Origin of the sequence: Brachybacterium hainanense, from assembly GCF_042434575.1 — a bacterium.
Classification (GTDB): Bacteria; Actinomycetota; Actinomycetes; order Actinomycetales; family Dermabacteraceae; genus Brachybacterium; species Brachybacterium hainanense.
In genome coordinates, this window is record NZ_JBHLSV010000027.1 from 1 (window position 1) to 23,969 (window position 23,969).

A 23,969-nucleotide genomic window follows, 5' to 3' on the forward strand; every position below is an offset into this window, starting at 1 on the left:
CGCCACCGGAGCGGGCGGCCGCCGCGCCCGGGGCCCTCGCCCCGCTGGACGGCGTCGTCGTCGCCGACCTCGCCCCGGGGCACGTGCCGGCCGCCCTGCCGCATCTGGACCGCCTGCTCGTGGTCCTTCCGGCGACCGAGCATGCGCTGCGAGCCGCCCAGCGGCGCCTCGAGGCATGGGGCGGGGCGCGGGACCGGGCCGCGGTGGTCGTGCGGCGGCGCGGACCGCTCGCGGCAGCGGATGTCGCCGCGCAGCTGGGGCTCCCGCTGGCCGGGACGTTCCGCGACAGCGCCCCGGGCACGGTGCCGCTGCTGGACGTGCGCCGGCGCGGGGCCGACCACCTGTGCGCGCGCCTCGCACAGGACTGGGGGCAGGCGTCATGGAGGAGCTGATCGACCTGGTCCGCGACGACCTCGTCCGCGTCCCGGGCCCCGTGGACGTGCCGCGCATCGCCCGACTGCTGCGCGAGGCGGGGCAGGTCGTGGGCGCCGCCGAGCTTCTGCGCACGACTTCCCACCTGCGCGATCACCTGCTCGGGCTGGGGCCGCTGCAGGAGCTGCTCACACCGACCGTGACCGACATCCTCGTCAACGGGGACGGAAGCGTCTGGGTCGATACCGGCGAGGGCCTCGAGCGCAGCGATCTCGCCCTCGCACCGGAGCAGGCGCGCGAGCTGGCGGTGCGGCTCGCGACCGTCGGCGGGCGGCGCCTGGACGACGCCGTCCCCTACGTGGACGCGCATCTCCCCGACGGAGCGCGGCTGCACGCGGTGCTGCCGCCTCTCTCGACCGGGGCGACCCTCCTGTCCCTGCGGCTGCCGGCACGCCACGGCTTCGACCTGGACGCCCTCTCCCGAGCCGGCACGTTCGGACCGCTGGGCCGGGAGGTCCTCGAGGCGGTGGTCGCCTCGCGGCTCGCCTTCGTCGTCTCCGGCGGGACCGGGACGGGGAAGTCGACCGTGCTCGCGGCGATGCTGGCCCGGGTCCCGCGCCATGAGCGGATCGTGATCGTCGAGGACGCCCAGGAGCTGGACGTCGACCACCCGCATGCGGTGGGCCTCCAGTCCCGCCACCCCAATGCGGAGGGTGCCGGGGCGGTGGACCTTTCGGTCCTCGTCCGGCAGTGCCTGCGGATGCGCCCGGACCGGATCGTGCTCGGCGAATGCCGCGGGGCGGAGGTCCGCGAGCTCCTGCAGGCCCTGAACACCGGGCATGAGGGTGGCTGCGGGACCCTGCATGCGAACACCGCCGCGGACGTCCCGGCCCGCCTCGAGTCCCTGGGCGCGCTCGGCGGACTGGATCCCCGGGCCCTCGCCTCCCAGGCGGCGAGCGCGCTCGACGTCGTGATCCATCTGGGGCGTGCCGGCCGGGTGCGCCGCCTCGAGCAGGTGGCCGTGCTGCATCGCGGCCGGGACGGAGAGCTGGCCACGACCTCGGCGCTGGATCTGCGCGGCGGCGAGCCCGTGGCCGGTCCGGCGTGGGATGAGCTGGCGTCCCGGCTGGGCCTGTCCGCGTCGCCGGCGGGCCGAGGGTCGAGGAGGGCACGGCGATGATGCTCCTCCCGCTCGTGTGCGCATCCCTGATCGCGCTGCTGGTCTGGGTGTCCGCCGCCGCTCCTCCGGCGGCCCCGGCGGCCGCCCCGGGACACGGTCCCGCCCGTGACCGGAGGAACGCGCCCGAGCGTCCGCAGGCGCTCGAGGTGGCGCACATGATCGAGCGGCTCGCCTCGGTGCTGGGCAGCGGGGTGACGCTGCGCTCCGCCTGGTCGAGCGTGGCCATGTCCCTGCCCGCGGGAGAGCTCGCGGACTTCTGCTCCCGTCTCGCGGCGGGCGCCTCCCCGGCAGCTGCGGCCGGTCCCGCGCTGCGGCGCACCGGCGAGCTGGCGTCCCTGCAGGCCGCGCTCGCGGTGTGTGCACGCACGGGTGCCCCTGCGGCCCCGGTGCTGCTGAGCCTCGCCCAGGCCCTCCGTGACCTCCATGATGCGCAGCTCGCCCGCGGCTCCGCCTTCGCGGGCCCTCGCAGCACCGCCCGCATCCTGCTGGCGCTGCCGGCGGCCGGGATCGGCCTGGGGATCCTGATCGGCGTGGATCCCCTCGGGGTGCTGCTGGGGACCGGGTCAGGACGGGTGCTGCTGCTCCTCGGAGTGTCCCTCACGCTCGCCGGCTGGTGGTGGATGCGCCGTCTGCTGCGGCTCGCGACGGGCCCGCGCCGTCCGGGAGTGGACAGCTCCGTGGTGCTCGAGCTGATCGCCGGTCCGCTGGTCGCCGGGATCCCCCTGGCAGGCGCGGCCGACGCCGTCGGCGAGGCGATCAGCCCCTCGGAGGCCGGCGAGCGTCTCCAGGCCTTCGCCTCCGCGCTCGGTGCCGGCGTGCGCGCAGAGGCCGCATCCCGCGATCTGGGTCCCGAGCTCGCGCCGCTGCGGGAGGCGGCGATGCTCGCCCAGGGCTCGGGAGCGGATCTCGCCTCGATCCTGCGCTCCTCCGCCGCCGATGCCCGCCGCATGCTCGCCCGCGGGGCGGAGGCCGCGGCCGCCCGCCTGGCCGTGCGGCTGGTCCTGCCGACCGGTCTGACGCTGCTTCCGGCCTTCGTCGTCCTCGGCATCATCCCGACGCTCAGCTCCCTGCTGGGCGGTGCCTTCGAGGGAGGGACGCTGCTGGCCGCCCCCTGACCCTGCCACCGGAGAGCGGGTCCTCGGCCCTGCCAGGCTCGGGCTCCGCCCCGCTCCCGACCTCCGACCCCCGGAACACTCCGGGCCCGCGTCCGAACGGACGCATCATCCCGCGGCTCCGGCCGCCCCCTGAAGAAGGAGAACCCCATGTCCGCCATCCTCACCCCCACCGGTCCCGTCCCCGCGCATCCCGTGGCAGGCGGCCTCGCTCTCGCCCGGCCCCCGGCGCGGTGCGCGCCGATCCCGGTCGCCGACGAGCTGTCCTGCACGCTCGCCCCGATCCCCGAGGGTCCGCCCGGACCGGCCGATGTCTCGGCCGCGCTCACGGAGATCGAGGAGCCGTGGCTCTCGGACGCGCTGGCCGACGAGACCGGGGCCTCGACCGCCGAGTACGCCATCACCGTACTCGCGGCCTGCGGTTTCGCCGCCGTGCTGGTCGTGCTGCTGAAGTCGGGAGAGGTCCGTGAGCTGCTGATGTCCATCATCACCACGGCCCTGTCCCTGGGACGGTGACCGGCCGCTCCCCCGGCTCCCCGCCCCGGTCCTCCCAGCTGCGGGAGGACCGGGGCGCCGCCACCGCGGAGACCGCGGTGGTGCTGCCCATCATCGTCGCACTGATGATGGTGATCGCCGTGGCCGGGGCAGGGCTGTCGTTGCAGCTGCGTCTCGAGGGTGCCGCGCGCGCGGCGGCCCGGGAGCTGGCTCGCGGAGAGAGCAGCGCGGCCGCGCGGGAGACGGCGGTGCGCACGGGCGGCTCAGGCACCGAGGTGTCCGTCGCCGGGGACGGCACCTGGGTGCGGGTCGAGGCGCACCGCACCCTTCACGGACCCGGCGGTCTGCTCGGCGGGGCGACATGGACTCTGCACGCCGACGCCGAGGCTCGGCTCGAGCCGCAGCTGCTGGGTCCGGACCGCCCCGCCGTGCAGGGGGCGGGGCTCCCGCTGCTGCTCGCCGTCCATGGGAGGCGCCCGGGAATCGCCCGACCGCGACGCACGCGGACCGGCCGGGGACCGCGAACAGGCGATCGCCCGCCGCCCCGCCGCCCGCACCGCCGCGGGCAGGAGGGGTCCGCGCCCGCGGCGGTGACGGCCTGGATCGGCATGGCGGTCACGGTGATCGGCGCCGTGTCCCTGCTGGGTCTGGGGCTCTGCGCGCAGGCCCGGGCGGACACGGCCGCGGATCTCGCGGCGCTCGGTGCGGCCGATGCGCTCACCGCCGGCACCGGCGATCCGTGCACCGTGGCCGCGGAGGTCGCGCGGCGCAACGATGCCGTCCTCGTCTCCTGCATGGTCGAGGGTCTGGACGTGGTCGTCACGGCCGGGACGGAGGCGGGGAGTCTGCCGCAGATCGTCGGCCGTGCCCGCGCGGGCCCCGCGCCTCTGCAGGAGGCGACATCGACCGTGCCGCGGGGATCCGGGCCCGCGCCGCCGGGTGCAGGGCCGTGAACGGGGAGCTCTGCGGGAGCCCGACCCCTCGCAGGGGCCAGGCTGCGGATCAGAGCCCTCGCTGCACCCCGGGCGGTCGGCGGTCCGGGTCGCCCCCGGCGCTCCTATGCCGCCGGGCGCAGCAGGCCCAGGAGGTGGGAGGCGCCCGCCTTGCTGAGGGGCTCGTTGCCGTTGCCGCACTTCGGGGACACGACGCAGGCCGGGCATCCGGAGAGGCAGCTGCACTGCGCGATCATGTCCGCGGTCGCGCGCAGCCAGGCAGCGGCGTCCTCGAAGCCGCGCCGGGCGAAGCCCGCTCCGCCCGGGGCGCCGTCGTACACGAAGATCGTCGGCTCGCCCGTGTCCTCGTGCATCGCGGTGGACACGCCGCCGATGTCCCAGCGGTCGCAGGTCGCCAGCAGCGGCAGCATCGAGATGGCCGCATGCTCGGCGGCGTGCAACGCCCCGGGCAGCTCCTCTCCAGGGAGCTCGGCCTGCTCATCGGTCAGCTCCCGCGGGATCACCCACCACACGCCCCGCGTGGTGAGGGTCCGGGGCGGCAGGTCCAGGGGATGCTGGCCCAGGACGGCCTGGGTGAACACGTCCCGGACCTGGTAGCCGGTGACATGGTCGGTGACGTCGACGACGCCGAAGCACAGGGTGACCCCGTCCGCCCAGGCCACCTGCTCCTCGACCTGGCGCACCCGGATGCTCGACGTGGACTGCGGATGCGTCGAGTGCAGCGGATCCTCGCGGTGGACGAAGGCGACGGCCCGCTCCGTGTCGAGGTGGTCCACGACGAAGGAGCGGCCTTGATGGAGATAGACGGCGCCGTCGTGGACCTGGGTGTGCGCGCTCGCCGCATCGACCGTGCCCAGCAGCACGCCGCTGCCCGCGTCGACGATGCGCACAGGCTCGCCGCCGCTCCCGCGCAGGTCCGTGAGGTCGTGGGCGCTCTCGGCCATCGTCCAGTACCAGCCGGAGGCGCGGTGGCGCAGCACGCCGCGCTGGGACAGGGTCAGCAGCAGCTCTCGGGCCGTGGGGCCGAACACCTCCTCGGTGCCCTCACGGATCGGCAGCTCGGCAGCGGCCGCGCACAGGTGCGGGGTCATGACGTACGGGTTCGCCGGGTCGAAGACAGCGGCCTCGACGGGCGCCCCGAACAGGGCCTCCGGGTGATGGACGACATACGTGTCCAGCGGGTCCTCCCGCGCGACGAACAGGGCCAGCGCTCCGCCGTCGCCGTCCTGGCGCCGCCCGACCCGACCCGCCTGCTGCCAGACCGAGGCACGGGTGCCGGGCCAGCCGGCGATCATCACCGCGTCGAGGCCGGCGATGTCGATCCCCAGCTCGAGCGCGTTGGTGGAGGCGAGGGCGCGCAGCCGCCCCGAGCGCAGCGCCTCCTCGAGGTCCCTCCGCTCCGAGGCGAGGTAGCCGCCGCGGTAGGCGGCGATGCGCCCGGACCGGTCGGCGAGCGCTGCGGACGACCGCTGCTGCGCCTGCTCGCCCAGCAGCCGCCGCGCACCGTCGGAGACGAGCTCCGCGCCGCGGCGCGAGCGGGCGAACACGAGGGTCTGGACGTCCCGGGCGACGAGATCGGCCAGCAGCGCCGCGGCCTCGGAGGTCGCCGAGCGGCGCAGCGTGTGCTCCTGGGCGCCCTCCTCGTCCTCGGGCTCCTCCGGCGCGGCGCCGGGCGTCCTCGTGCCCGGCTCCCACAGTCCGAAGGTGAGCCCGGCCCGGGGGGATCCGTCCTCGGTCACCGCCTCGACCTCGGCGCCGATGAGCCGGGAGGCCGACAGCTCGGGGTTCGCGGTCGTCGCGGAGGCGAGGATGAACGTGGGGTCCGCACGGTAATGGGCGGCCACGCGGCGCAGGCGCCGCAGGACGAGCGCGACGTGGGAGCCGAACACGCCGCGGTAGCTGTGGCACTCGTCGATCACGACGTACCGCAGCGCCCGGAAGAAGTGCGCCCACTGCTCGTGCCCGGGCAGGATCCCGAAGTGCAGCATGTCCGGGTTGGTGAGCACGAAGGAGCCATGCCGCCGGATCCAGCGGCGCATCTCCGTGGGCGTGTCCCCGTCGAAGACCGCGACGCGGGCATCACGGATCCCGGCCCCGTCGGCGAGGGAGACGATGTTCGTCATCTGGTCGGCGGCGAGGGCCTTGGTCGGCGAGAGGTACAGCACGGTGGCGCGGCGCGCCGCCGGGTCGAGGGAGCGCTCGCCGATCGCGGTGAGGGCGGGCAGCAGATAGGCGAGGGACTTGCCGGACGCGGTGGCGGTGGACAGGACGACGTTCCGCCCCACATGGGCCAGCCGTGCCGCCTGCTCCTGGTGGATCCACGGCGCGGTGATGCCCCGGTCCGCGAGGTGCTCGAGCAGGCGCGGATCCGTCCACTCGGGGAACCGTCCGGTGCGCCCCTCACGTCGAGGGAGGTCCTCGACGTGGGTGATGCAGCCACGACGTGTGGGGGGCTGCGAGAGATCGCGCAGCAGATCATGGGCCCTGCCTGGACGCACCGGCCCTCCTCGCACTGGTCCTGGTCGGCGAGACCTTCGCCGGCTGCCGGGCTGCCCGGGCACGACCGCAGGCCCACCCGGTTCCCTCACAGGTGCTCCACCGATCGCCCGGAGCCGCTGGGGCACAATCGTAGCCATGCCAGCACGACTCCTCCCCCCGGCGCCGCGCGCCCTGCCGCATCTCCTGCCCGCGCTGCGCGCGGACCTCCTCGCGGCGGACTACACGGTGCCGCGCATCGAGCAGCTTCTCGGACCCGTCGCGGCTCGGGCTCTGCAGCGCGAGGACCCGGCCCCGGCGCGGAGGGCGCTGGCCGGAGCCACGGATCCGTGCGCCGTCCTGTACTCGCTGCTCACCCTGGGCGGGCATCACTCCGAGGCAGAGGTCGCCGCCGCCCTGCCGCATCTGGGCGTCGACGGCGCGGCGCAGCTCGGGCTGCTCGAGGCCGCGCGGCCCGGAGGCGCGGTCCGCGCGCTCGTGGATCTCTCCCCGTACTCGGCGACCGACGACCTCGGGGAGATCCGCTGGTGGATCGCCTCGGACCTGTCGGAGCTCGCGACCGGCGCACCCCTGCACCCCGAGCATGTCCTCGGCGTGGGCGGGGCCTCGCTGACCCTGGCGCGGCTGACCCCGCGGGTCGGCGTGGACAGCGTCCTGGACCTGGGTTGCGGCGGCGGCATCCAGGCCCTCCATGCGAGCCGTCATGCCCGCCGCGTCGTCGCCACGGACGTGTCGGCGCGGGCCCTCGCCTTCGCCGCCTTCACCGCAGCCCTGAACGGGATCGAGATCGAGCTGCGGGAGGGCTCCCTGCTCGAGCCGGTCGCCGGCGAGGACTTCGACCTGATCGTCTCCAACCCGCCCTTCGTCATCACCCCGCGCACCGGCGCCCCGCGCCCCGGCCCCCGCGGGGAAGCCTCTGCCGAGGCCTCCCCCGCCGAGGCGGAGACGTTCACATACCGCGACGGCGGCCGCGACGGCGACACCCTGCTCGCGGCCCTCCTGCGGGACCTGCCCGCGCATCTGCGCCCGGGCGGGACCGCGGTGATGCTCGGCAACTGGGAGATCAGCCCCGAGGAGGGCTGGGAGGCGCATCCGCGCATCTGGACCGCTCCCGCGCGGGAGCAGGGCTTGCACGCCTGGGTGATCCAGCGCGAGCGCACCGATCCGGCGGAGTACGCCGCGACCTGGGCGCGCGACGGCGGAGTCACCCCGCGCGATGCGGCATGGGAGCCGATGATCACGCGCTGGCTCGAGGACTTCGCGTCCCGGGACGTCGAGGGCATCGGCTTCGGCTACCTCATGCTGCGCCGGCCGGAGCGCCCGGCCGCCGGCCGCCTGGTCGCCGAGGAGGAGACCGGCACCGGCAGCGGAACCCTCGCCGAGCATCTGCGCGCGAGCCTGGATGCGCTCGAGCAGCTGGAGGCAATGGACGACGCGTCCTTCCTGGCGCTGCGTCCTTCGCGTGCCGCGGATGTCGTCGAGCGGCGCCACCTGACGCCCGGCGAGTGGGATCCGATGCTGATCGAGCTGGTCCAGGGCGGCGGACTGGCACGTGCGGTGCCGGTCTCGACAAGCCTCGCCGCGACCGTCGGCGCCTGTGACGGCACCCTCAGCCTCGAGCAGATCATCGCCGCCGTCTGCGCGCTCACCGACGCGGATCCCGCGGAGGTCCGTGCCGAGGAGGTGCCGCGTCTGCGCGAGCTGGTGCGTCAGGGGGTGCTGCAGCTGTGAACGCGTCCTCGTTCCGTCACCGCCGCGCCGTCCGGCCCGCCCCGCAGGACCCTCCCGCCGCCGTCCCGGTCTCCGTCTCCCCTGCGCCGTCCCCGACCGCGCCCGAGGAGGTGACGGCGCCGACCGCCCCCCTCGCCGCCCCGGCGGGCCGCCCGGGTCCCCCGCCGCCCGAGGATCCGCCGCTGCCGGTCCCTCCGCGGCGCGCAGGCTTCGCCGTACGGGCCGTGCTCGCGGGGCTCGCCGCCGCGGTCTGCGTCGCCGGAGCGTGGATGCTCGAGCAGCAGGCGGTCGGCACCGGCCGCGGCCAGCGCCTGGACGAGCTCATCCTCATGGCGGCGCAGGCGGACACGTCCTTCGTCGCCCGGCTCGTGCTGCCGGCGATCTCGACCGTGACGGTCCCGGTCATCATCGCGATCCTCGCGACGTCGGCCGTGCTGTGCCTCGCACGGCGCCGGGTCGGGCTCATGGTGCAGCTGGCCGTCATGGCGATCGGGGCGAACGTGACCACGCAGGTGGTCAAGCACGGTCTCATCGACCGGGAGAACCTCGCCGACGGCCTGGCGATCACCCCGAACTCCTTCCCCTCCGGGCACACGACCTTCGCGGCCGCGGCGGCGGTCGCGATCGTGCTCGCCGTCCCCTCCCGGATCCGCAGCCTCACCGCGTGCCTGGCGACGGCGTGGACGGTCGCCGCCGGGGTGGGGACGATCGCGGCGGGCTGGCATCGGCCCAGCGACGTCGTCGGCGCGGTCATGGTCGTCGGAGCATGGACGTTCCTCATCGTGCTCGTGGACTCCGCGGCCGCGGCGGCCGGGATCGGCGCGCCCCCGGAGCTCCCCGCGGCCGGGCGCGGCAGGGGCTCCGCCGGCGTCCCGAGCCGTTCGGGCACCGCCGGGATGGTCGTGCTGCTGGCCGTCGCCCTCGTCTCCCTCGCCGGCGCCGCCCTGCTCGGCGCCGGCCTGCCTACTCCCCTGCAGCTCGAGGACACGGCGCACCAGGGTCTCGCCTACGCCGCCGCGATCCTCGCGATCCTCGGCGGCACGAGCGCCGTGGTCGCCGTGGTGCTGGCTCTGCGGGTGGAGCATGGCCCGCGGTGACCTCCCGGTGCACGGTCGCCGTGCCGCCGCCTCCGACTTCGCGCCGATCACACCGCGCATCGAGCACCGGTTGCGACCGTGTACCGTGATGGATCGCCGGGGCGATCGACCCCGACACCCCTGGGACCATGCGGATCATCCGCAATCTGCGGCCGCGGGGTCTGCCCCTGGAAGGAAGTGTGATCGTGACTGGCGCACGGCATCTGGTGATCGTCGAGTCCCCCGCGAAGGCGAAGACCATCGGGCGGTATCTCGGGGATGACTTCGTCGTGGAGGCGTCGGTGGGCCATATCCGGGACATCCCGGTGCCCCGTGATCTGCCCGCGGAGATGAAGAAGGGCCCCTTCGGCAAGTTCGGCGTGAACGTCGAGGACGGCTTCGAGCCGTACTACATCGTCTCTCCGGACAAGAAGAAGAAGGTCGCCGAGCTCAAGAAGCTCCTGAAGGATGCCGACGCCCTCTACCTCGCCACCGATGAGGACCGCGAGGGCGAGGCGATCGCCTGGCATCTCCTGGAGACCCTCAAGCCGAAGAAGACCCTGCCGGTGCACCGCATGGTCTTCCACGAGATCACCAAGGACGCGATCCAGCAGGCGCTGACGAACACGCGCGAGCTCGACACCCATCTGGTCGACGCCCAGGAGACCCGTCGCATCCTCGACCGCCTGGTCGGCTTCGAGCTGTCCCCCGTGCTGTGGCGCAAGATCCGCCCCTCGCTGTCCGCGGGCCGCGTGCAGTCCGTCGCCACCCGTCTGGTGGTCCAGCGCGAGCGCGAGCGGATGGCCTTCGTCGCCGCCGACTACTGGGACGTGACCGGAACCTTCGCGGCCGATGCCGGCTCGGCCGCCTTCACCGCCAGGATCACCACGGCCGACGGCTCCCGCGTCGCCACCGGCTCGGACTTCGAGGACGACGGGACGCTGAAGACCCGCGCGAAGAACGCAGTCGTGCTGACCGAGGCGGGCTCGCGCGAGCTGGTCTCCGCCCTCGAGGGCTCCCCCGCGACGGTCACGTCCCTCGAGTCGAAGCCGTACACCCGCCGTCCGGCCGCGCCGTTCACGACCTCCTCGCTGCAGCAGGAGGCCTCGCGCAAGCTGCGCCTGGGCGCGCGCCAGGCGATGCGGGTCGCCCAGGGCCTGTACGAGAACGGCTACATCACCTACATGCGTACGGACTCCGTGGCCCTGTCCGGTGAGGCGATCCGCGCCTCCCGCGCCCAGGCCGCGGAGCTGTACGGCTCCGAGTTCGTGCCGGAGAAGCCCCGCCACTACCAGACCAAGTCCCAGGGAGCGCAGGAGGCGCATGAGGCGATCCGGCCCGCGGGTGACCACTTCCGGACCCCCGCGGAGGTCGCGGGCCGTCTCTCCGGTGACGAGTTCCGCCTCTACGAGCTGATCTGGAAGCGCACCATCGCCTCGCAGATGGCCGATGCGAAGGGCACGACCTCCACGGTCGAGCTCGCCGTCGAGGGCTCCGGGCGCGCGGCGACGTTCCGCGCCGCCGGCACCGTGATCACCTTCCGCGGCTTCCTCGCCGCCTACGAGGAGGGCCGCGATGCGAGCCGCTACGACGATGCGGACGGCGACAAGCGCCTGCCGCAGATGACCGAGGGGCAGCAGCTCGACGTGCGCGAGCTGGTCCCGGACGGCCACACCACGACCCCGCCGCCCCGCTACACGGAGGCCTCGCTCGTGCGTGCCCTCGAGGAGCGCGGCATCGGCCGCCCCTCGACCTACGCCTCCACGGTGACGACGATCCAGGACCGCGGCTACGTGCTGCGCCGCGGCAGCGCCCTCGTCCCCAGCTGGACCGCCTTCGCGGTGGTGCGCCTGCTCGAGGAGCATTTCGGCACCTTCATCGACTACGACTTCACGGCCCAGATGGAGCAGCAGCTGGACCTGATGGCCCGCGGCGAGCTGGACCGTCGCGACTACCTGCGCGACTTCTACACCGCCGAGGGCGGTGACGGGCCCATCGGCCTGCGCCCGATGGTCGAGTCGCAGGGGGACATCGACGCTCGGGAGATCAACTCGATCCCGATCGGCGAGGGCATCACCCTGCGGGTGGGCCGCTACGGCGCCTATGTCGAGCGGGCTGCACGGGACGAGGACGGGAACCTGATCGAGGGCGCGGATCCGCAGCGCGCCTCGGTGGGCGACGACATCGCCCCGGACGAGCTGACCGTCGAGCTGGCGACCGAGATGCTGGAGCGGCAGAAGGACGACGGCCGCGTGCTCGGCACCGACCCGGCGACCGGTCACGACATCATCGCCAAGGACGGCCGCTTCGGCCCCTATGTCACCGAGGTCCTCCCGGAGGACCCCGAGGACAAGACCCCGAAGTCCAAGCGCCCGAAGCCCCGCACCGCGAGCCTGCTGAAGTCGATGGATCTCGCGACCGTCGGCATCGAGGACGCGCTGAAGCTGCTGAGCCTGCCGCGCGTGGTGGGGACGACCGAGGACGGCACCGAGATCACGGCGCAGAACGGCCGCTACGGCCCGTACCTCAAGAAGGGCACCGACTCCCGCTCTCTCGAGTCCGAGGAGCAGATGTTCACCATCACCCTCGAGCAGGCGGAGGCGATCTACGCCCAGCCCAAGACCCGGGGCCGCGCCGCTGCGAAGCCGCCGCTCAAGGAGCTGGGCACGGATCCCACGAGCGAGAAGCCGATCGTCGTCAAGGACGGCCGTTTCGGCCCGTACATCACCGACGGCACCACGAACGTGACGCTGCGCAAGGACGACTCCCTCGAGACGCTGAGCCATGAGGTGGCCGTCGAGCGCCTCGCGGAGAAGCGTGCGAAGGGCCCGGCCAAGAAGCCCGCCGCCAAGCGGGCGACGACGACGCGGAAGAAGACGACGACCGCGAAGAAGTGACGCCACCGCGCCGCGCACCGGCGCGAGGCGGGACCGACGGCGGCACCGGCCCGGTCTCCCTGCGGGGAGGCCGGGCCTCGTCATCTCCTCGTCAGGTGTCCGCTGCTCGCGACCACCCCTGCCGGGCGCTGACCGGTATCCGTCGGTTCCAGCGTTGCATCGGTCGGAAGCGGGCATCTGGGTCACCATGCGGGCACAGCTCGCTCCTCCCTGGCCTCTCCCGTGCCACGGCCACGAGAATCCGCTTACAGTGTGGTCTGGCACACAGACCGCCCACGAAGGAGTGACCATGATTCGACGTCCGGGCAGGCGCACGGTCCTGGCGGGTGCTGCCGCCGCGGCCGCGGCCGGCCTCACCGGCTGCCTGCAGAACCCGAACTCGTCCGACTCCAGGATCGGCGGGGTCGAGACCTACTCGCCGGGTCAGTCCCCGGGAACGGGCACGGTCTCCATCTTCGGCGCCTTCGGAGGACAGGAGCGCGAGGGCTTCGAGGCGAGCCTCGCAGGCTTCACCGAACGCACCGGGATCACCATCGACTACACCTCCGACAACGACTTCAGCACGACCGTCCGGCAGCGCGTCGGCTCCGGCGACATCCCGGACATCGGCCTGTTCCCGCAGCCCGGCACCCTGTTCGACATCGTGGGGCAGGGCGTGGTCGTCCCGATCGACGTGTATCTCGACTTCGACGCGGTCAACTCGACGCTGATCCCGGGCTTCCTGGACTCCGCCCGGCTCAACGGGCGGGTGTACGCCGCTCCGATGCGCATGGCGTGCAAGTCGATGATCTGGTACCCGAAGAAGGCGTACGAGGCCGCCGGGTATCCCGAGCAGCCGGCGACGATGCAGGAGCTGTACCAGGTCACCGATCAGATCAAGGCCGGAGGCATCGCGCCGTGGTCCGACGGCTGGAACGCGGATCCCGCCTCGGGCTGGGTGGGCACCGACTGGATCGAGGAGTTCATGCTCCGCGTGCACGGCCCCGACGTGTACGACGACTGGGTCGCCCACCGGATCCCCTTCAACGCCCCCGAGGTCGTCGAGGTGTTCGATATCCTCGGCGACCTGCTGAAGACCGAGGGCAACGTGCTCGGCGGGGCGGCGACGATCGTGAACACGCCGTTCTCCGAGGCGCCCCTGCCGCTGTTCGAGGACCCCGCACGGGCGATGCTCGTGCGGCAGGGCAACTTCGTCACCGGGTTCCTGCCCGCGGACATCCTCGCGAACATGGACGAGGAGGTCGGTGTCATGGCCATGCCCACCTGGGAGGGCGGATTCGAAGGTCAGCCGATCCTGGGCGGCGGCGATCTCGCCGCGCTCATGAACCTCAACGACGACACCGTCGAGGTCATGAAGTTCCTGACCTCGGACCAGTTCGGAGCGGAATGGGCGGCGGCGGGCGGCTGGCTCAGCCCGCATCGCACCTTCGACGCATCCCTGTACGCCGACGAGACGACCCGCCGGGTCGCGACCATCGCCGCCGATGCCCAGGTGTTCCGCTACGACGGCTCGGATCTGATGCCCGTGAGCGTCGGCGGCGGCACCTTCTGGGAGGGGATGATGTCGTGGATCGCGGACGAGAAGACCTCCCAGCAGGTCTGCGACGAGATCGAGGCGAGCTGGCCCGCGTCCGGGGACGAGGAGTCATGACCTCCGCAGCGCAGAGCGCCGCCTCCGCGTCGCCGCCCGAGGAGCGACGCCGAGGAGGCAGCCCGGCGCGCCCGCTCCGGCTGCTGGTCGGAGGCGTCGGCCTCGTCGTATCCGTGTGGCTGGTGTGCAACATCTTCCTCGCCTTCGCGTACTACCCGCAGTGGTTCCTGGGCAGCAAGGTCCTCATCGGCGTGCTGAGCCTCGTGGTCGGCATCGGCGGCGCGATCGTGATCTTCCGCTTCCTCAACATCGCGATCGAGGGGCTGCCGTCCCGGATGAGCGAGGGGCTCATCCCCTACGCCTTCCTGCTCCCCGCGCTCTCGCTGCTCGGGGTCATGCTCGTGTACCCGACAGTCCAGACCGTCGTCTACTCGTTCGCGAACGCGGACTCGACCGCCTGGGTGGGGCTCGAGAACTATCAGACGGTGTTCGGCACCGGGGCGTTCTGGCAGGCCCTGTTGAACAACTTCCTGTGGATCCTGATCGTCCCGCTCGTCACGGTCGCCCTGGGCCTCACGGTCGCGGTGCTCGCGGACAAGCTCTCCCCCTCCGGGGAGAAGGTCGCCAAGTCACTCATCTTCCTGCCGATGTCGATCAGCTTCGTGGGCGCCGCGACCATCTGGGGCCTGGTGTACGCCTACCAGGACGCGAGCGGCACCCAGACCGGGATGCTCAACGCGTTCGTCGTCGCGCTCGGCGGCGACCCGCAGCCCTGGATGCAGATCGACACCGCCCGGCTGAACACCCTACTGCTCATGGTCATCCTCGTCTGGCTGCAGGCCGGCTTCGCCATGGTGCTCGTGAGCTCGGCCATCAAGGGCGTGCCCGAGGACACGGTCGAGGCGGGCCGCATGGACGGGGCGGGGGAGACACGGATCTTCTGGCAGATCATCTTCCCCCAGGTCATGCCGACGCTGCTGGCGGTCTTCATCACAGTGCTGATCCTGGTGCTGAAGGTGTTCGACATCGTCTACGTCATGACCAACGGTCGCAACAACACCGACGTGATCGCGAACCTCTTCTTCGACCGGCTGTTCGTCGCGCAGCAGGCGGGCCAGGCCTCGGCGATCGTCGTGGTGCTGCTGATCCTCGTCACCCCGATCCTGATCTACCAGGTCCGGGCCTTCCGGAAGCAGGAGGCGAACCGATGATGGGCACGATGAAGGACGGACGTCCCCGCTCGCTCACGGCGATCCTCACGATGATCGTGCTCGGCGTGCTCTGGACCGTGCCGACGATCGGTCTTCTCGTGACCTCGTTCCGCAGCCGCGAGGACGCGGCGACGTCCGGCTGGTGGAGGATGTTCACCGATCCCCTCGGCGGAGGCTGGACGGTCGAGAACTACACGCGGCTGTTCGCCGGCACCTCGATGGGCGACACGCTCCTGAACTCGGTGATCGTCGCCGTTCCCGGGACGGTGCTGCCGATCATGCTCGCCGCCTACGCGGCGTATGCCTTCACGTTCATGAGATTCCCCGGCAAGGATGTCTTGTTCATCCTCATCGTCGCGCTCATGGTCGTGCCTATCCAGGTGGCGTTCCAGCCGCTGCTGGACCTCTTCGGCCCCCGGGGGCTGGGGCTGAACGGCCAGTTCGTGGCGGTCTGGCTGCTCCACAGCGGATTCGGCATGCCGCTGGCGATCTACACGCTGCGCAACTACATGGCCACGCTCCCGACCTCCGTCATCGAGAGCGCGAAGATCGACGGCGCGAGCCACTTCCAGACGTTCTGGCGTCTGGTCGCCCCGATGTCCTCCCCGGCGATCGCCGCCTTCGCGACGCTGCAGTTCCTGTGGGTGTGGAACGACCTGCTGATCGCCAAGCTGTTCCTGGGCGGCGGAGCGAACCGCACCATCATCGTGGACCTCCAGCAGATGCTCGGCACGCAGGGGCAGGGCGCGGAGCTCCTCACGGCCGGCGCGTTCCTCTCGATGATCATCCCGATGATCGTCTTCTTCAGCCTGCAGCGCTTCCTGGTGCGCGGCATGACCGCCGGCTCGGTCAAGGGCTGAGGAGGCGCTTGGCGGCCCGTGGCTCCGCGAGGCGCGGAACCAGAGCGCTGCCCGCGGCGTGGGAGCCGCTCCCGGCGGGGCCCGCCGGTCGTCCACAGCGGACGCCCGGCGGGCCTCATCCGTCCGGCGCACCCGATAGATTGGTTCCATGACTTCCCGAGCCGACGAGAGCGTCCTCGAGCTGCCCCCGTCCCAGGTCCCCGACCCCGCGTCCGCGCCGCCGCTGCGATGGGGCGTCGTCTCCCCCGGACACATCGCCGACCAGTTCACGGCGACCGTCCACCGGGCCACGGCCTCGCGGGTGGTGGCCGTGACGTCGCGCTCCGCGCAGCGCGCTCAGGACTTCGCCCGGAAGCACGGGATCGACGCCGCCTACGACGACCTCGGCGCGATGCTCGCCGCGGGCGGCCTCGACGCCGTCTACATCGCCTCCCCCATGGCGCAGCACCATGCCATGGCGCGGCAGGCCCTCGAGGCGGACGTGCCCGTGCTGCTGGAGAAGGCCTTCACCCTGAACGCCGCCGAGGCGGAGGATCTCGTAGGCCTCGCCCGCGAGCGCGGCCTGTTCCTCATGGAGGCGCTGTGGGCGCGCTTCCTGCCGCAGTTCGATGTGCTGCGCCAGGTCCTGGCCTCGGGCATCATCGGCGACGTCGTCATGGTGCAGGCGGACCACGGCCAGGCCTTCCCCGAGGACCCGTCCCATCGGCTGCACGCCCCGGAGCTGGGCGGCGGCGCGCTGCTGGACCTCGGGGTGTACCCGGTCAGCTTCGCCCAGCTCGTGCTCGGCGACCTGCAGGACCTCGCGGCCATCGGCGAGCAGACCTCCCTCGGCGTGGACGCGAGCGTGGCCATGGTCGCGCGCGGCGCCCGCGGCGGCTATGCGACCCTGTCGACGACGCTGCGCGGTCTCACGCCGATCGAGGCCTCGGTGACGGGGACGCTGGGAAGGGTCCGCCTGTCCTCCGCCTTCTTCGCCCCCGGCGAGCTGCGCGTCGAGCTGCGCGACGGCCGCTGCGCGCGCTTCTCCCACCCGGGCGTTCCCGGTGACGGGCTGGTCTTCGAAGCAGCGGAGGCGGCTCGCTGCATCGCCGCCGGTCTGCGCGAGTCCCCGCTCATGACCTGGGCGGACACGATCTCCGTCATGCGCTCCCTCGATCAGGCGCGCGCCGCTCTGGGCGTCGTCTTCCCCGGGGAGGCGCACGCATGACCATGCCCATCAGCGCCAAGGACCTCGAGACCCTCCCGGTCGAGCCGCGAGGGCTGGAGCCCGTCCCTCGTCTGAAGGTCCCCATCCCCCATGCGCCGCGGCGCGGACTGTTCATCTCCTTCGAGGGCGGGGACGGTGCGGGCAAGACGACCCAGATCTCCCTGCTCCAGCAGTACCTCGTCGCGGAGCGCACCGTGGACGAGGACCTGGTCCTGGTGACCCGGGAGCCGGGCGGCACCGAGCTCGGCTCGCGGATCCGGCAGCTGGTCCTGCACGGCGACCACGTCGACGAAAGAGCGGAAGCCCTGCTGTATGCGGCGGACCGCGCCCACCACATCGCCACGGTCGTGCGGCCGCACCTGGCCCGCGGGGGCCTCGTGCTGAGCGACCGCTACCTCGATTCCTCCGTCGCGTACCAGGGCACGGGACGAGCCCTCGACGGCGAGCAGATCACGGCCCTGAACCTGTGGGCGACCAGCGGTCTGCTCCCGGACCGGACCATCCTGCTGGACCTGCCGCCCGAGTCTCTCGGCGAGCGTCGCGAAGCCGGGTCGCTGGACCGGCTCGAGCAGGAGGGGCTGGAGTTCCACGAGGAGGTCCGCCGCTCCTTCCTCGAGCTGGCCGAGCACGAGCCCGAGCGCTTCGTCGTGATCGACGGCAGCCTGCCGCGCGAGGAGATCCACTCCCGGGTGCTCGCCGCGATCGCCCCGGAGCTCGCCCGCTTCGACCCGACCTTCGAGCCCGTGCCGCCGCCGCGGCATCGGGACGAGCAGTGAGCGCCACGACCGCGGCCCCTGCCGCTCCGGGCGTCTGGGCCGACGTCGTCGGGCAGCACTCCGCGGTCGCGGAGTTCCGGCGCGCAGCCTCCCCGCACGGCTCCCTCGCGCAGGCCTGGCTGATCGCAGGACCGCCCGGCTCGGGCCGCTCGACAGCCGCGCGGGCCTTCGCCGCGACCCTGCAATGCGAGTCCGGCCAGGGCTGCGGCTCCTGCCAGGCCTGCCGCACGACCCTCGCGGGCACCCATCCCGACGTGACGGTGGTGGCGACCGACAAGCTGTCGATCTCGAAGGAGGAGGTGCGCGGGCTCATCCAGACCGCGCATCGCGCCCCGGCCACCGGGCGGCATCGTGTGCTCATCATCGAGGACGCCGACCGGATGAGCGCCGGGACCTTCAACGTCCTGCTGAAGTCGATCGAGGAGCCCCCACCGGCGACCGTGTGGATGCTGTGCGCACCGTCGCCGCAGGATCTCGCGCCGACGATCCGCTCCCGCTGCCGGGTGCTCACGCTCACGATACCTGCGGCGGACGTGGTCGCGGACCTGCTCGTGCGGCGCGACGGCGTCGATCCGGAGGTCGCCGCCCGTGCGGCCCGCGCCGCCCAGGGGCACATCGGGCTCGCCCTGCGCTACGCGACCCAGCCGGGAGCCCTCGCCGCACGCGAGGACGCGGCCCGGGCGCTGCTGGGACTGCGCTCGACCGGGGAGGCGGTGCTCGCCGCGGCAGCGCTCGTCGAGCGGGCGACGGCGGAGGCGAAGGAACATGCCGACGAGGTCGCGGCCCAGGAGCGGGCCCGCTTCCTGCGCTCCGCCGGCATCGACGACGGAAAGATCCCGCCCGCGCTGCGCAGCCAGGTCAAGCAGCTCGAGGATGACGCCAAGCGCCGCCAGACGCGGCTCGTGCGCGATGTGCTCGACCGGTACCTGCTGGATGCCCACTCGGTCCTGCGCGATGTGCTGACCCTGCAGCTCGCCACGGGAAGCGACCTGGTCAACCCGGGCGTCGAGGAGGAGCTGCACGAGGCGGCGCAGGCCGCAGACGCCCGTGCGACCCTCGCGCTCCTGGACGCCGTCCAGCGCACCCGGGCGCGGATCGCCGGGAACGTCCCGCCCCTGCTGGCCGTCGAGGCCCTCCTGAGCCGCGCAGCCGTCACGCTGCGCTGATCTCGCCGGCGGCTCCCGCACGGACCCGGCTGCTCAACGCGGCCGACGAAGGCCGAGCCGGCTCAGCCCTCCTCGGAGGGCGTCTGCTCGGACGCCGCCCCGTCCCCGGGGACCTCGGCGGCATCCGCGGGGACCTCGGCGGCGGGCACGGCCTCATCCTGGGCGATGGGGCTCGTGTCGTACTCGACGCGCAGCTCATCGACGACGACGCCGTCGGAGACCGGGAACTCGCTGCCCGCCTCCTCCTGGCCCGTCTCCGAATGTGAGCCGCAGCCGTACCGGAGGTGGACGACGCGGCCGTCCGCCGGGGACCACTCGTTCGTGCAGATCCCGAACTCGCCGCGCAGCGAGCCGGCCAGGAGCGAGACGAAGCCGCAGCTGGCGCAGCTCGCGGTGACGGTGCCGCGACGTCCGCGGGCGGAGATCTCCCGGGGTCCGAACTCGCCGGCGCTCCAGCGCTCGGCGGCCTCGGAGCGCCCCTCCGGGGAGAGCACGCGCACGCGGCCCAGCCCCAGCTCCCACTGCGCCAGCCGGTCGGCGTCCTCGTCGCCGGTCTGCTCGTAGCCGAACTCGAGACGCGCGTCCTGCTCGCGGTACGGGAGCAGGTCGTCGGCGCCGACGTCGGAGGGCCGCAGCCGCTCGGACCACGGCTCCCAGTCAGGGGCGAGCAGCGCATCCTCGCCGGGCAGCAGCGCGGTCTCTGCGACCGTCGCGACCTTCGCGCGCGAGGCGCGCACGACGGTCACATGCCACGACCAGCCCCGATACCCCGGCATCTCGCAGGCGAACACCTGATCGACCATCCGGTCGCCGACGGCGACCGAGCGCAGATGCTCCCCGACCTGACCGGGCTCGGCGACCTCCTCGAGCACCTCGCGGGCGAGGTCGACGGCCGCGGCGGCGATCGCGTCGAGCTTCGGCTTCGCGGTCCGGGTGCGTGCCGGGCGGCTCGTGGAGGAGGCGGTCGCAGCGGTCATGGGCTCAGGCCTCGAAATCGTCGGCGACGGCGCGGAGCACGGTCGCGATCTTCTGGGAGTGCCCCTTGTCGGGGTAGCGGCCGTGGCGCAGGCCGTTGGAGGCGTCGTCGAGCAGACGGATCAGGTCCTCGACGATCCCTGCCATCTCCTCGGGCTTGGTGCGGCGGGCCCGCGAGATGGACGGAGCCGGCTCGAGCAGACGCAGCGACAGGACCTGCGGGCCGCGGCGGCCGTCGGCGACGTCGAAGTCGACCTTGGCGCCCGGGCGCAGGGTGGTCACGCCGTCGGGGAGCGTCGAGGCGTGCACGTAGACGCTCTCGCCGCTGTCCTCGTCGAGGACGAAGCCGAAGCCCTTCTCGGCGTCGTAGAACTTCACCTTGCCACGTGGCACGCGGATCCCGTCCCTTGCTGGTTCGTGTGGGTGCTCTCCCGGACCGGACGGCCCTGGGGCGCGGGCGGCGCGCAGCCGCCCCGCGGCCCGTCAGTCTACCCCGTGCTCCCGTGTCGCGGACGACCCGCACCGGCGGAGGTGGCCCCGCTCACGCCGTGCTCCCGCGCAGGCCGTCCGGTCGCACGGGGATCGACGCGATCAGGAGATCCGGCCATGCCGATCCCGCCCGGGGTGGCGCCCGTGCGGACGCGTCGAGCCCTCCATGCGTCGGAGCGCCGGAACCTCCATCCGCGGCTGGTCCTGCTCGCCGGGGACGGGCATCAGGCGACGCAGGACCGCTTCGAGGAGGTACGCGGTGAATCCCCAGACGAAGGCGTCGTCGGCGAGGTCGTAGGCGGTCCCGACGTCCCGCCCGTCGAGCAGACCCGTGCGGCGGACCGCGGGATCGCTCAGGGAGCCGGCGCCGTGCAGCGGCGCCCACACCACCCGTGCGACCTCGCCCGGATCGGCGGCATGCAGACCCGGGTCCTCCGGGGCCCAGGCGAGGACCGGCCGCACCTCGTAGGCGCGCCACGGCATGACGATCGGGGCGAAGGCGCCCAGAACCTGCACGGCGGCGGGGTCGAGGCCCACCTCCTCCTGGGCCTCGCGCAGCGCGGCGGCGGCGTCATCGGCGTCCTGCGGCTCCACCCCGCCGCCCGGCAGGGAGAACTGGCCCGGCTGGGAGCGCAGGGTATGAGCCCGCTCCTCGACGACGATGCGGGCGTGCTCGAGGCGGCGCCCGGTGACGAGCAGGAGCACCGCGCCGCGCCGCGGCGCCCGGGCCTCCTCCGCGGTGCCGCCTCGCGGGCGCCCGCCCAGGTCGACGAGCTCCGTGCCGCCGAGGAGAGCCTGCGCAGCGAGCGGCCGCAGGAACGCGGGGATCCCGGACGCGTCCCGGGGCTCGAGGACGCTCATGCCGCCCCTCCCGCCGCAGGACCTCCCGCGGCGTCGGCGGGGGCGGAGGGGCAGATCGGCGCGATCGCGCAGTCCGCGCAGCGGGGCGCCCGGGCGGTGCACACGCGTCGTCCGTGCAGGATCATGCGCAGCGACAGCAGGGTCAGGTCGATGCTCCGTCCGGTCCGCTCCTCCGCCTCCCGCACCCGCGCGACCACGTCGTCCTCGACGTGCCGCGGATCGGTCCGCTCCGTCCAGCCCAGCCGCCGGGAGAGCCTCCCGACGTGCGTGTCCACGGCGAGCGCGCTGTGCCCGAACCAGGCGCCCCGCAGCACGTGCGCCGTCTTGCGTCCCACCCCGGGCAGCGCCTCGAGCGCCTCCTGATCGTCGGGGACGTCGCCGCCGTGGCGGTCCCGGAGCCCCGCGGCGAGGCCGATGATCCGCCGGGCGCGGGTGCGGCCCATCCCGAGGGGCCGCACCACCGCCTCGACCTGGTCGGGATCGGCGCCCGCGAGAGCGTCCGGGCCGGGCCATCGCAAGAAGAGCTCCGGGGTGACCGCGTTGACCCGGGCGTCCGTGGTCTGCGCGGACAGGACGGTCGCGACGAGCAGCTCGAAGGCGTCGGCATGGTCGAGCTCGGTGCGCGCCTCGATATGGTGGGCGCGCAGCAGCGCATCGACCCGGGCCGGGTCCGCGGGAGGCCGGGAGGCGGGAGCCGATCCCGTCGGCGTCCTTCGGCGGGGTGCCGGAGCAGGGGCGGGCACGTCTCTCCTTCCGGTGCGGGCACAGGTCCGTGCCCACGATGTGTAGCATCATCGGGTCCCGACGACGCGCGAGCTGTGACCGCAACCACGCACCGGGCGGCTCTTTCCGTCACAATGGGAGTTGACATCGTTGGTCCCGCATCCAGGGGACCCAGTATCCAGGAGGTTCCGTGGACGAGAACATCGTTCGTTCGTCACCGCTGTTCGCCGCACTCGACGACAACGGCAAGCAGGCAGTCCTCGCGTCGATGACGCAGGAGGATTTCCATCGCAGCGCCGTGATCTTCCGAGAGGGCGAGCCGGGCGACCGTCTCTTCATCATCGGCACCGGCAAGGTCAAGGTGGGTCACGCCTCGGGCGACGGCCGCGAGAACCTGCTGGCCGTCCTCGGCCCGGGCGAGACCCTCGGCGAGCTGTCCCTCTTCGACCCGGCTCCGCGCAACGCGACCGCGACCGCGGTCGCGGAGACGACCCTCTACTCCCTCACGCAGCAGGACCTGTACCGCGTCCTCGCGCAGCGTCCCGAGGTCGCCCGCCACCTCCTGGCGAGCCTCGCCCGTCGCCTGCGCAAGACCAACGAGTCCCTGGCCGATCTCGTCTTCGCCGACGTGCCCGGCCGCGTCGCCAAGAACCTGCTCGACCTCGCGCAGCGCTTCGGCCGACAGACCGATGACGGCGTCATGGTCGCGCACGGCCTCACGCAGGAGGAGCTGGCGCAGCTGGTCGGCGCCTCCCGCGAGACCGTGAACAAGGCGCTCGCGGACTTCGCCTCCCGCGGCTGGATCCGGCTCGAGGCCCGCGCCGTCCTGCTGCAGGACGTCGAGCGCCTGCGCCGTCGCTCCCGCTGATCCTCCGGATCCCCGTGCCGTCTTCGGACGGCTGGTCGGGAACGGGCGGCTCCCTGGTGGGGAGCCGCCCGTTCCTGCGTCCGGGGTGTGCGCTCAGCGTCCGTCCACGGCGGAGATGTGCTCGAGCGTGGCGCGCAGATTCCAGCTCGCGGCCTCACGCAGCTTCCCCTCGAGACCGGCACCGTAGACCTCCCGGATGAGCCGGTCCAGGGTGAGCACCCCGGCGGCGCGGGCGGCGCGCACCTGGGCGATGCGCTGCTCGCGGTGGGCGATCGCCTCCTCGAGCACGGCGATCACCTCGGTGGGCGAGTCCACGGGCTCGCCATGGCCCGGATGGAGGCTCGAGATCCGGCCGTCCAGGGCCATGGCCCGCAGGATCGCGAGGGACTGCAGGTACGCGGTGAGGCTGCCGTCGGGCGGGGCGATCACCGTCGAGGAGCCGCCGAGGACCGTGTCGCCGGTGAGCAGGCGCCCGCCCTCGACGAGCAGGGCGACCGAGTCCGCGGTGTGGCCGGGCACGGCGATGACGTCGGCGACCAGGCCCGAGTCGCCGTGCAGCTCCGTCGGCGGGATGTGCGCACCGGGCACGGAGGAGGGATCTGCCGCCCACAGCTTCACGGGGCGGCCGCTGCGGGCCTCGAGCTGGCGCCGCAGGGTGCCGGCGCCGTCGCTGTGGTCCCCGTGCCGGTGGGTGACGAGGACGCCGAGCACCTGCTGGCCCTCCCCCATCGCGAGGCGGATGAGGGAGGCCAGGTGCGCGGGGTCGCGCGGCCCGGGGTCGACGACCCAGCTCTGCCCGCCGTCGCGCAGGACGTAGGAGTTGGTGCCCGTGAGGGTCATCGGCCCCGGATTGGGCGCGCGGCGCGAGACCACCTCGACGCTCTCGGCATCCGGATCGCGACGCAGATCCTCGTCGCTCATCCCCGCTCC

Annotated in this window: 20 protein-coding genes and 1 pseudogene; 15 read left to right on the plus strand and 6 right to left on the minus strand. The window is 73.3% G+C overall.

Annotated elements, in window-relative coordinates; genetic code table 11:
* From ACFFF6_RS16720 to ACFFF6_RS16740, 5 genes and pseudogenes are all read left to right on the plus strand, one after another.
* Positions 1–392: pseudogene (locus tag ACFFF6_RS16720) on the plus strand (CpaE-like family protein); the annotation flags it as partial.
* Positions 380–1,552 carry a TadA family conjugal transfer-associated ATPase gene (locus ACFFF6_RS16725; RefSeq protein ID WP_376982628.1) on the plus strand — a complete coding sequence of 391 codons (1,173 nt, stop codon included), beginning with the start codon at positions 380–382 and terminating at the stop codon, positions 1,550–1,552. The pseudogene ACFFF6_RS16720 and the gene ACFFF6_RS16725, both read left to right, overlap by 13 nt.
* Entirely contained in the window at positions 1,549–2,667 is a 1,119-nt protein-coding gene (locus ACFFF6_RS16730; RefSeq protein WP_376982629.1) for a type II secretion system F family protein, read from the plus strand. Before ACFFF6_RS16725 ends, ACFFF6_RS16730 begins: the two co-directional genes overlap by 4 nt.
* Before the next feature lie 147 nt (positions 2,668–2,814).
* Entirely contained in the window at positions 2,815–3,180 is a 366-nt protein-coding gene (locus ACFFF6_RS16735; RefSeq protein WP_376982630.1) for a DUF4244 domain-containing protein, read from the plus strand.
* A complete protein-coding gene (locus ACFFF6_RS16740; RefSeq protein ID WP_376982631.1) occupies positions 3,177–4,112 on the plus strand; it encodes an Rv3654c family TadE-like protein in 936 nt (311 codons plus the stop codon). Before ACFFF6_RS16735 ends, ACFFF6_RS16740 begins: the two co-directional genes overlap by 4 nt.
* 104 nt (positions 4,113–4,216) lie before the next feature.
* Here the strand turns inward: ACFFF6_RS16740 and ACFFF6_RS16745 are convergent, their stop codons facing one another.
* Complete coding sequence (locus ACFFF6_RS16745; protein ID WP_376982632.1) at positions 4,217–6,610, minus strand: DNA 3'-5' helicase SftH; 2,394 nt, start codon at positions 6,608–6,610, stop codon at positions 4,217–4,219.
* A 136-nt stretch (positions 6,611–6,746) separates the two neighbouring features.
* Between ACFFF6_RS16745 and ACFFF6_RS16750 the strand changes: the two genes are divergently transcribed.
* The 9 genes from ACFFF6_RS16750 (at position 6,747) to ACFFF6_RS16790 (ending at position 19,123) form a co-directional block, all read left to right on the plus strand.
* Positions 6,747–8,339 (plus strand): DUF7059 domain-containing protein, encoded by a 1,593-nt coding sequence (locus ACFFF6_RS16750; protein ID WP_376982633.1) that lies wholly within the window; start codon positions 6,747–6,749, stop codon positions 8,337–8,339.
* Complete coding sequence (locus tag ACFFF6_RS16755; protein ID WP_376982634.1) at positions 8,336–9,436, plus strand: phosphatase PAP2 family protein; 1,101 nt, start codon at positions 8,336–8,338, stop codon at positions 9,434–9,436. Before ACFFF6_RS16750 ends, ACFFF6_RS16755 begins: the two co-directional genes overlap by 4 nt.
* A gap of 185 nt (positions 9,437–9,621) precedes the next feature.
* Positions 9,622–12,312 (plus strand): type I DNA topoisomerase, encoded by a 2,691-nt coding sequence (topA, locus tag ACFFF6_RS16760; protein WP_376982635.1) that lies wholly within the window; start codon positions 9,622–9,624, stop codon positions 12,310–12,312.
* A 289-nt stretch (positions 12,313–12,601) separates the two neighbouring features.
* Complete coding sequence (locus ACFFF6_RS16765) at positions 12,602–13,963, plus strand: ABC transporter substrate-binding protein (protein ID WP_376982636.1); 1,362 nt, start codon at positions 12,602–12,604, stop codon at positions 13,961–13,963.
* Entirely contained in the window at positions 13,960–15,114 is a 1,155-nt protein-coding gene (locus ACFFF6_RS16770) for a carbohydrate ABC transporter permease (protein ID WP_376982637.1), read from the plus strand. The genes ACFFF6_RS16765 and ACFFF6_RS16770 overlap by 4 nt, the downstream gene beginning before the upstream one ends.
* Positions 15,111–15,974, plus strand: a complete 864-nt coding sequence (locus ACFFF6_RS16775; protein WP_376982638.1) for a carbohydrate ABC transporter permease — start codon at positions 15,111–15,113, stop codon at positions 15,972–15,974. Before ACFFF6_RS16770 ends, ACFFF6_RS16775 begins: the two co-directional genes overlap by 4 nt.
* A gap of 148 nt (positions 15,975–16,122) precedes the next feature.
* On the plus strand, positions 16,123–17,181 hold the full coding sequence (locus ACFFF6_RS16780) for a Gfo/Idh/MocA family protein (protein WP_376982639.1): 1,059 nt from the start codon (positions 16,123–16,125) through the stop codon (positions 17,179–17,181).
* 2 nt (positions 17,182–17,183) lie between these two features.
* Complete coding sequence (gene tmk / locus ACFFF6_RS16785) at positions 17,184–17,957, plus strand: dTMP kinase (protein WP_376982725.1); 774 nt, start codon at positions 17,184–17,186, stop codon at positions 17,955–17,957.
* A complete protein-coding gene (locus tag ACFFF6_RS16790) occupies positions 17,954–19,123 on the plus strand; it encodes a DNA polymerase III subunit delta' (RefSeq protein WP_376982640.1) in 1,170 nt (389 codons plus the stop codon). Before tmk ends, ACFFF6_RS16790 begins: the two co-directional genes overlap by 4 nt.
* A gap of 62 nt (positions 19,124–19,185) precedes the next feature.
* Here ACFFF6_RS16790 and ACFFF6_RS16795 read toward each other — a convergent pair whose 3' ends face one another.
* From ACFFF6_RS16795 to ACFFF6_RS16810, 4 genes are all read right to left on the minus strand, one after another.
* Entirely contained in the window at positions 19,186–20,100 is a 915-nt protein-coding gene (locus tag ACFFF6_RS16795; RefSeq protein WP_376982641.1) for a DUF3027 domain-containing protein, read from the minus strand.
* 4 nt (positions 20,101–20,104) lie between these two features.
* Positions 20,105–20,491, minus strand: a complete 387-nt coding sequence (locus ACFFF6_RS16800; RefSeq protein ID WP_376982642.1) for a cold-shock protein — start codon at positions 20,489–20,491, stop codon at positions 20,105–20,107.
* A gap of 198 nt (positions 20,492–20,689) precedes the next feature.
* The gene (locus tag ACFFF6_RS16805) at positions 20,690–21,448 is read right to left on the minus strand and encodes an NUDIX hydrolase (RefSeq protein WP_376982643.1); all 759 of its coding nucleotides are present in this window, start codon (positions 21,446–21,448) and stop codon (positions 20,690–20,692) included.
* Positions 21,445–22,191, minus strand: coding sequence for an endonuclease III domain-containing protein (locus ACFFF6_RS16810; RefSeq protein ID WP_376982644.1), 747 nt, complete (start codon positions 22,189–22,191; stop codon positions 21,445–21,447). Before ACFFF6_RS16810 ends, ACFFF6_RS16805 begins: the two co-directional genes overlap by 4 nt.
* Before the next feature lie 170 nt (positions 22,192–22,361).
* Here ACFFF6_RS16810 and ACFFF6_RS16815 point away from each other — a divergent pair, with 170 nt between their 5' ends.
* On the plus strand, positions 22,362–23,039 hold the full coding sequence (locus ACFFF6_RS16815; protein ID WP_038373625.1) for a Crp/Fnr family transcriptional regulator: 678 nt from the start codon (positions 22,362–22,364) through the stop codon (positions 23,037–23,039).
* 93 nt (positions 23,040–23,132) lie between these two features.
* Here ACFFF6_RS16815 and ACFFF6_RS16820 read toward each other — a convergent pair whose 3' ends face one another.
* Positions 23,133–23,960, minus strand: coding sequence for an MBL fold metallo-hydrolase (locus ACFFF6_RS16820; RefSeq protein ID WP_376982645.1), 828 nt, complete (start codon positions 23,958–23,960; stop codon positions 23,133–23,135).
* Between the last annotated feature and the right edge of the window lie 9 nt (positions 23,961–23,969).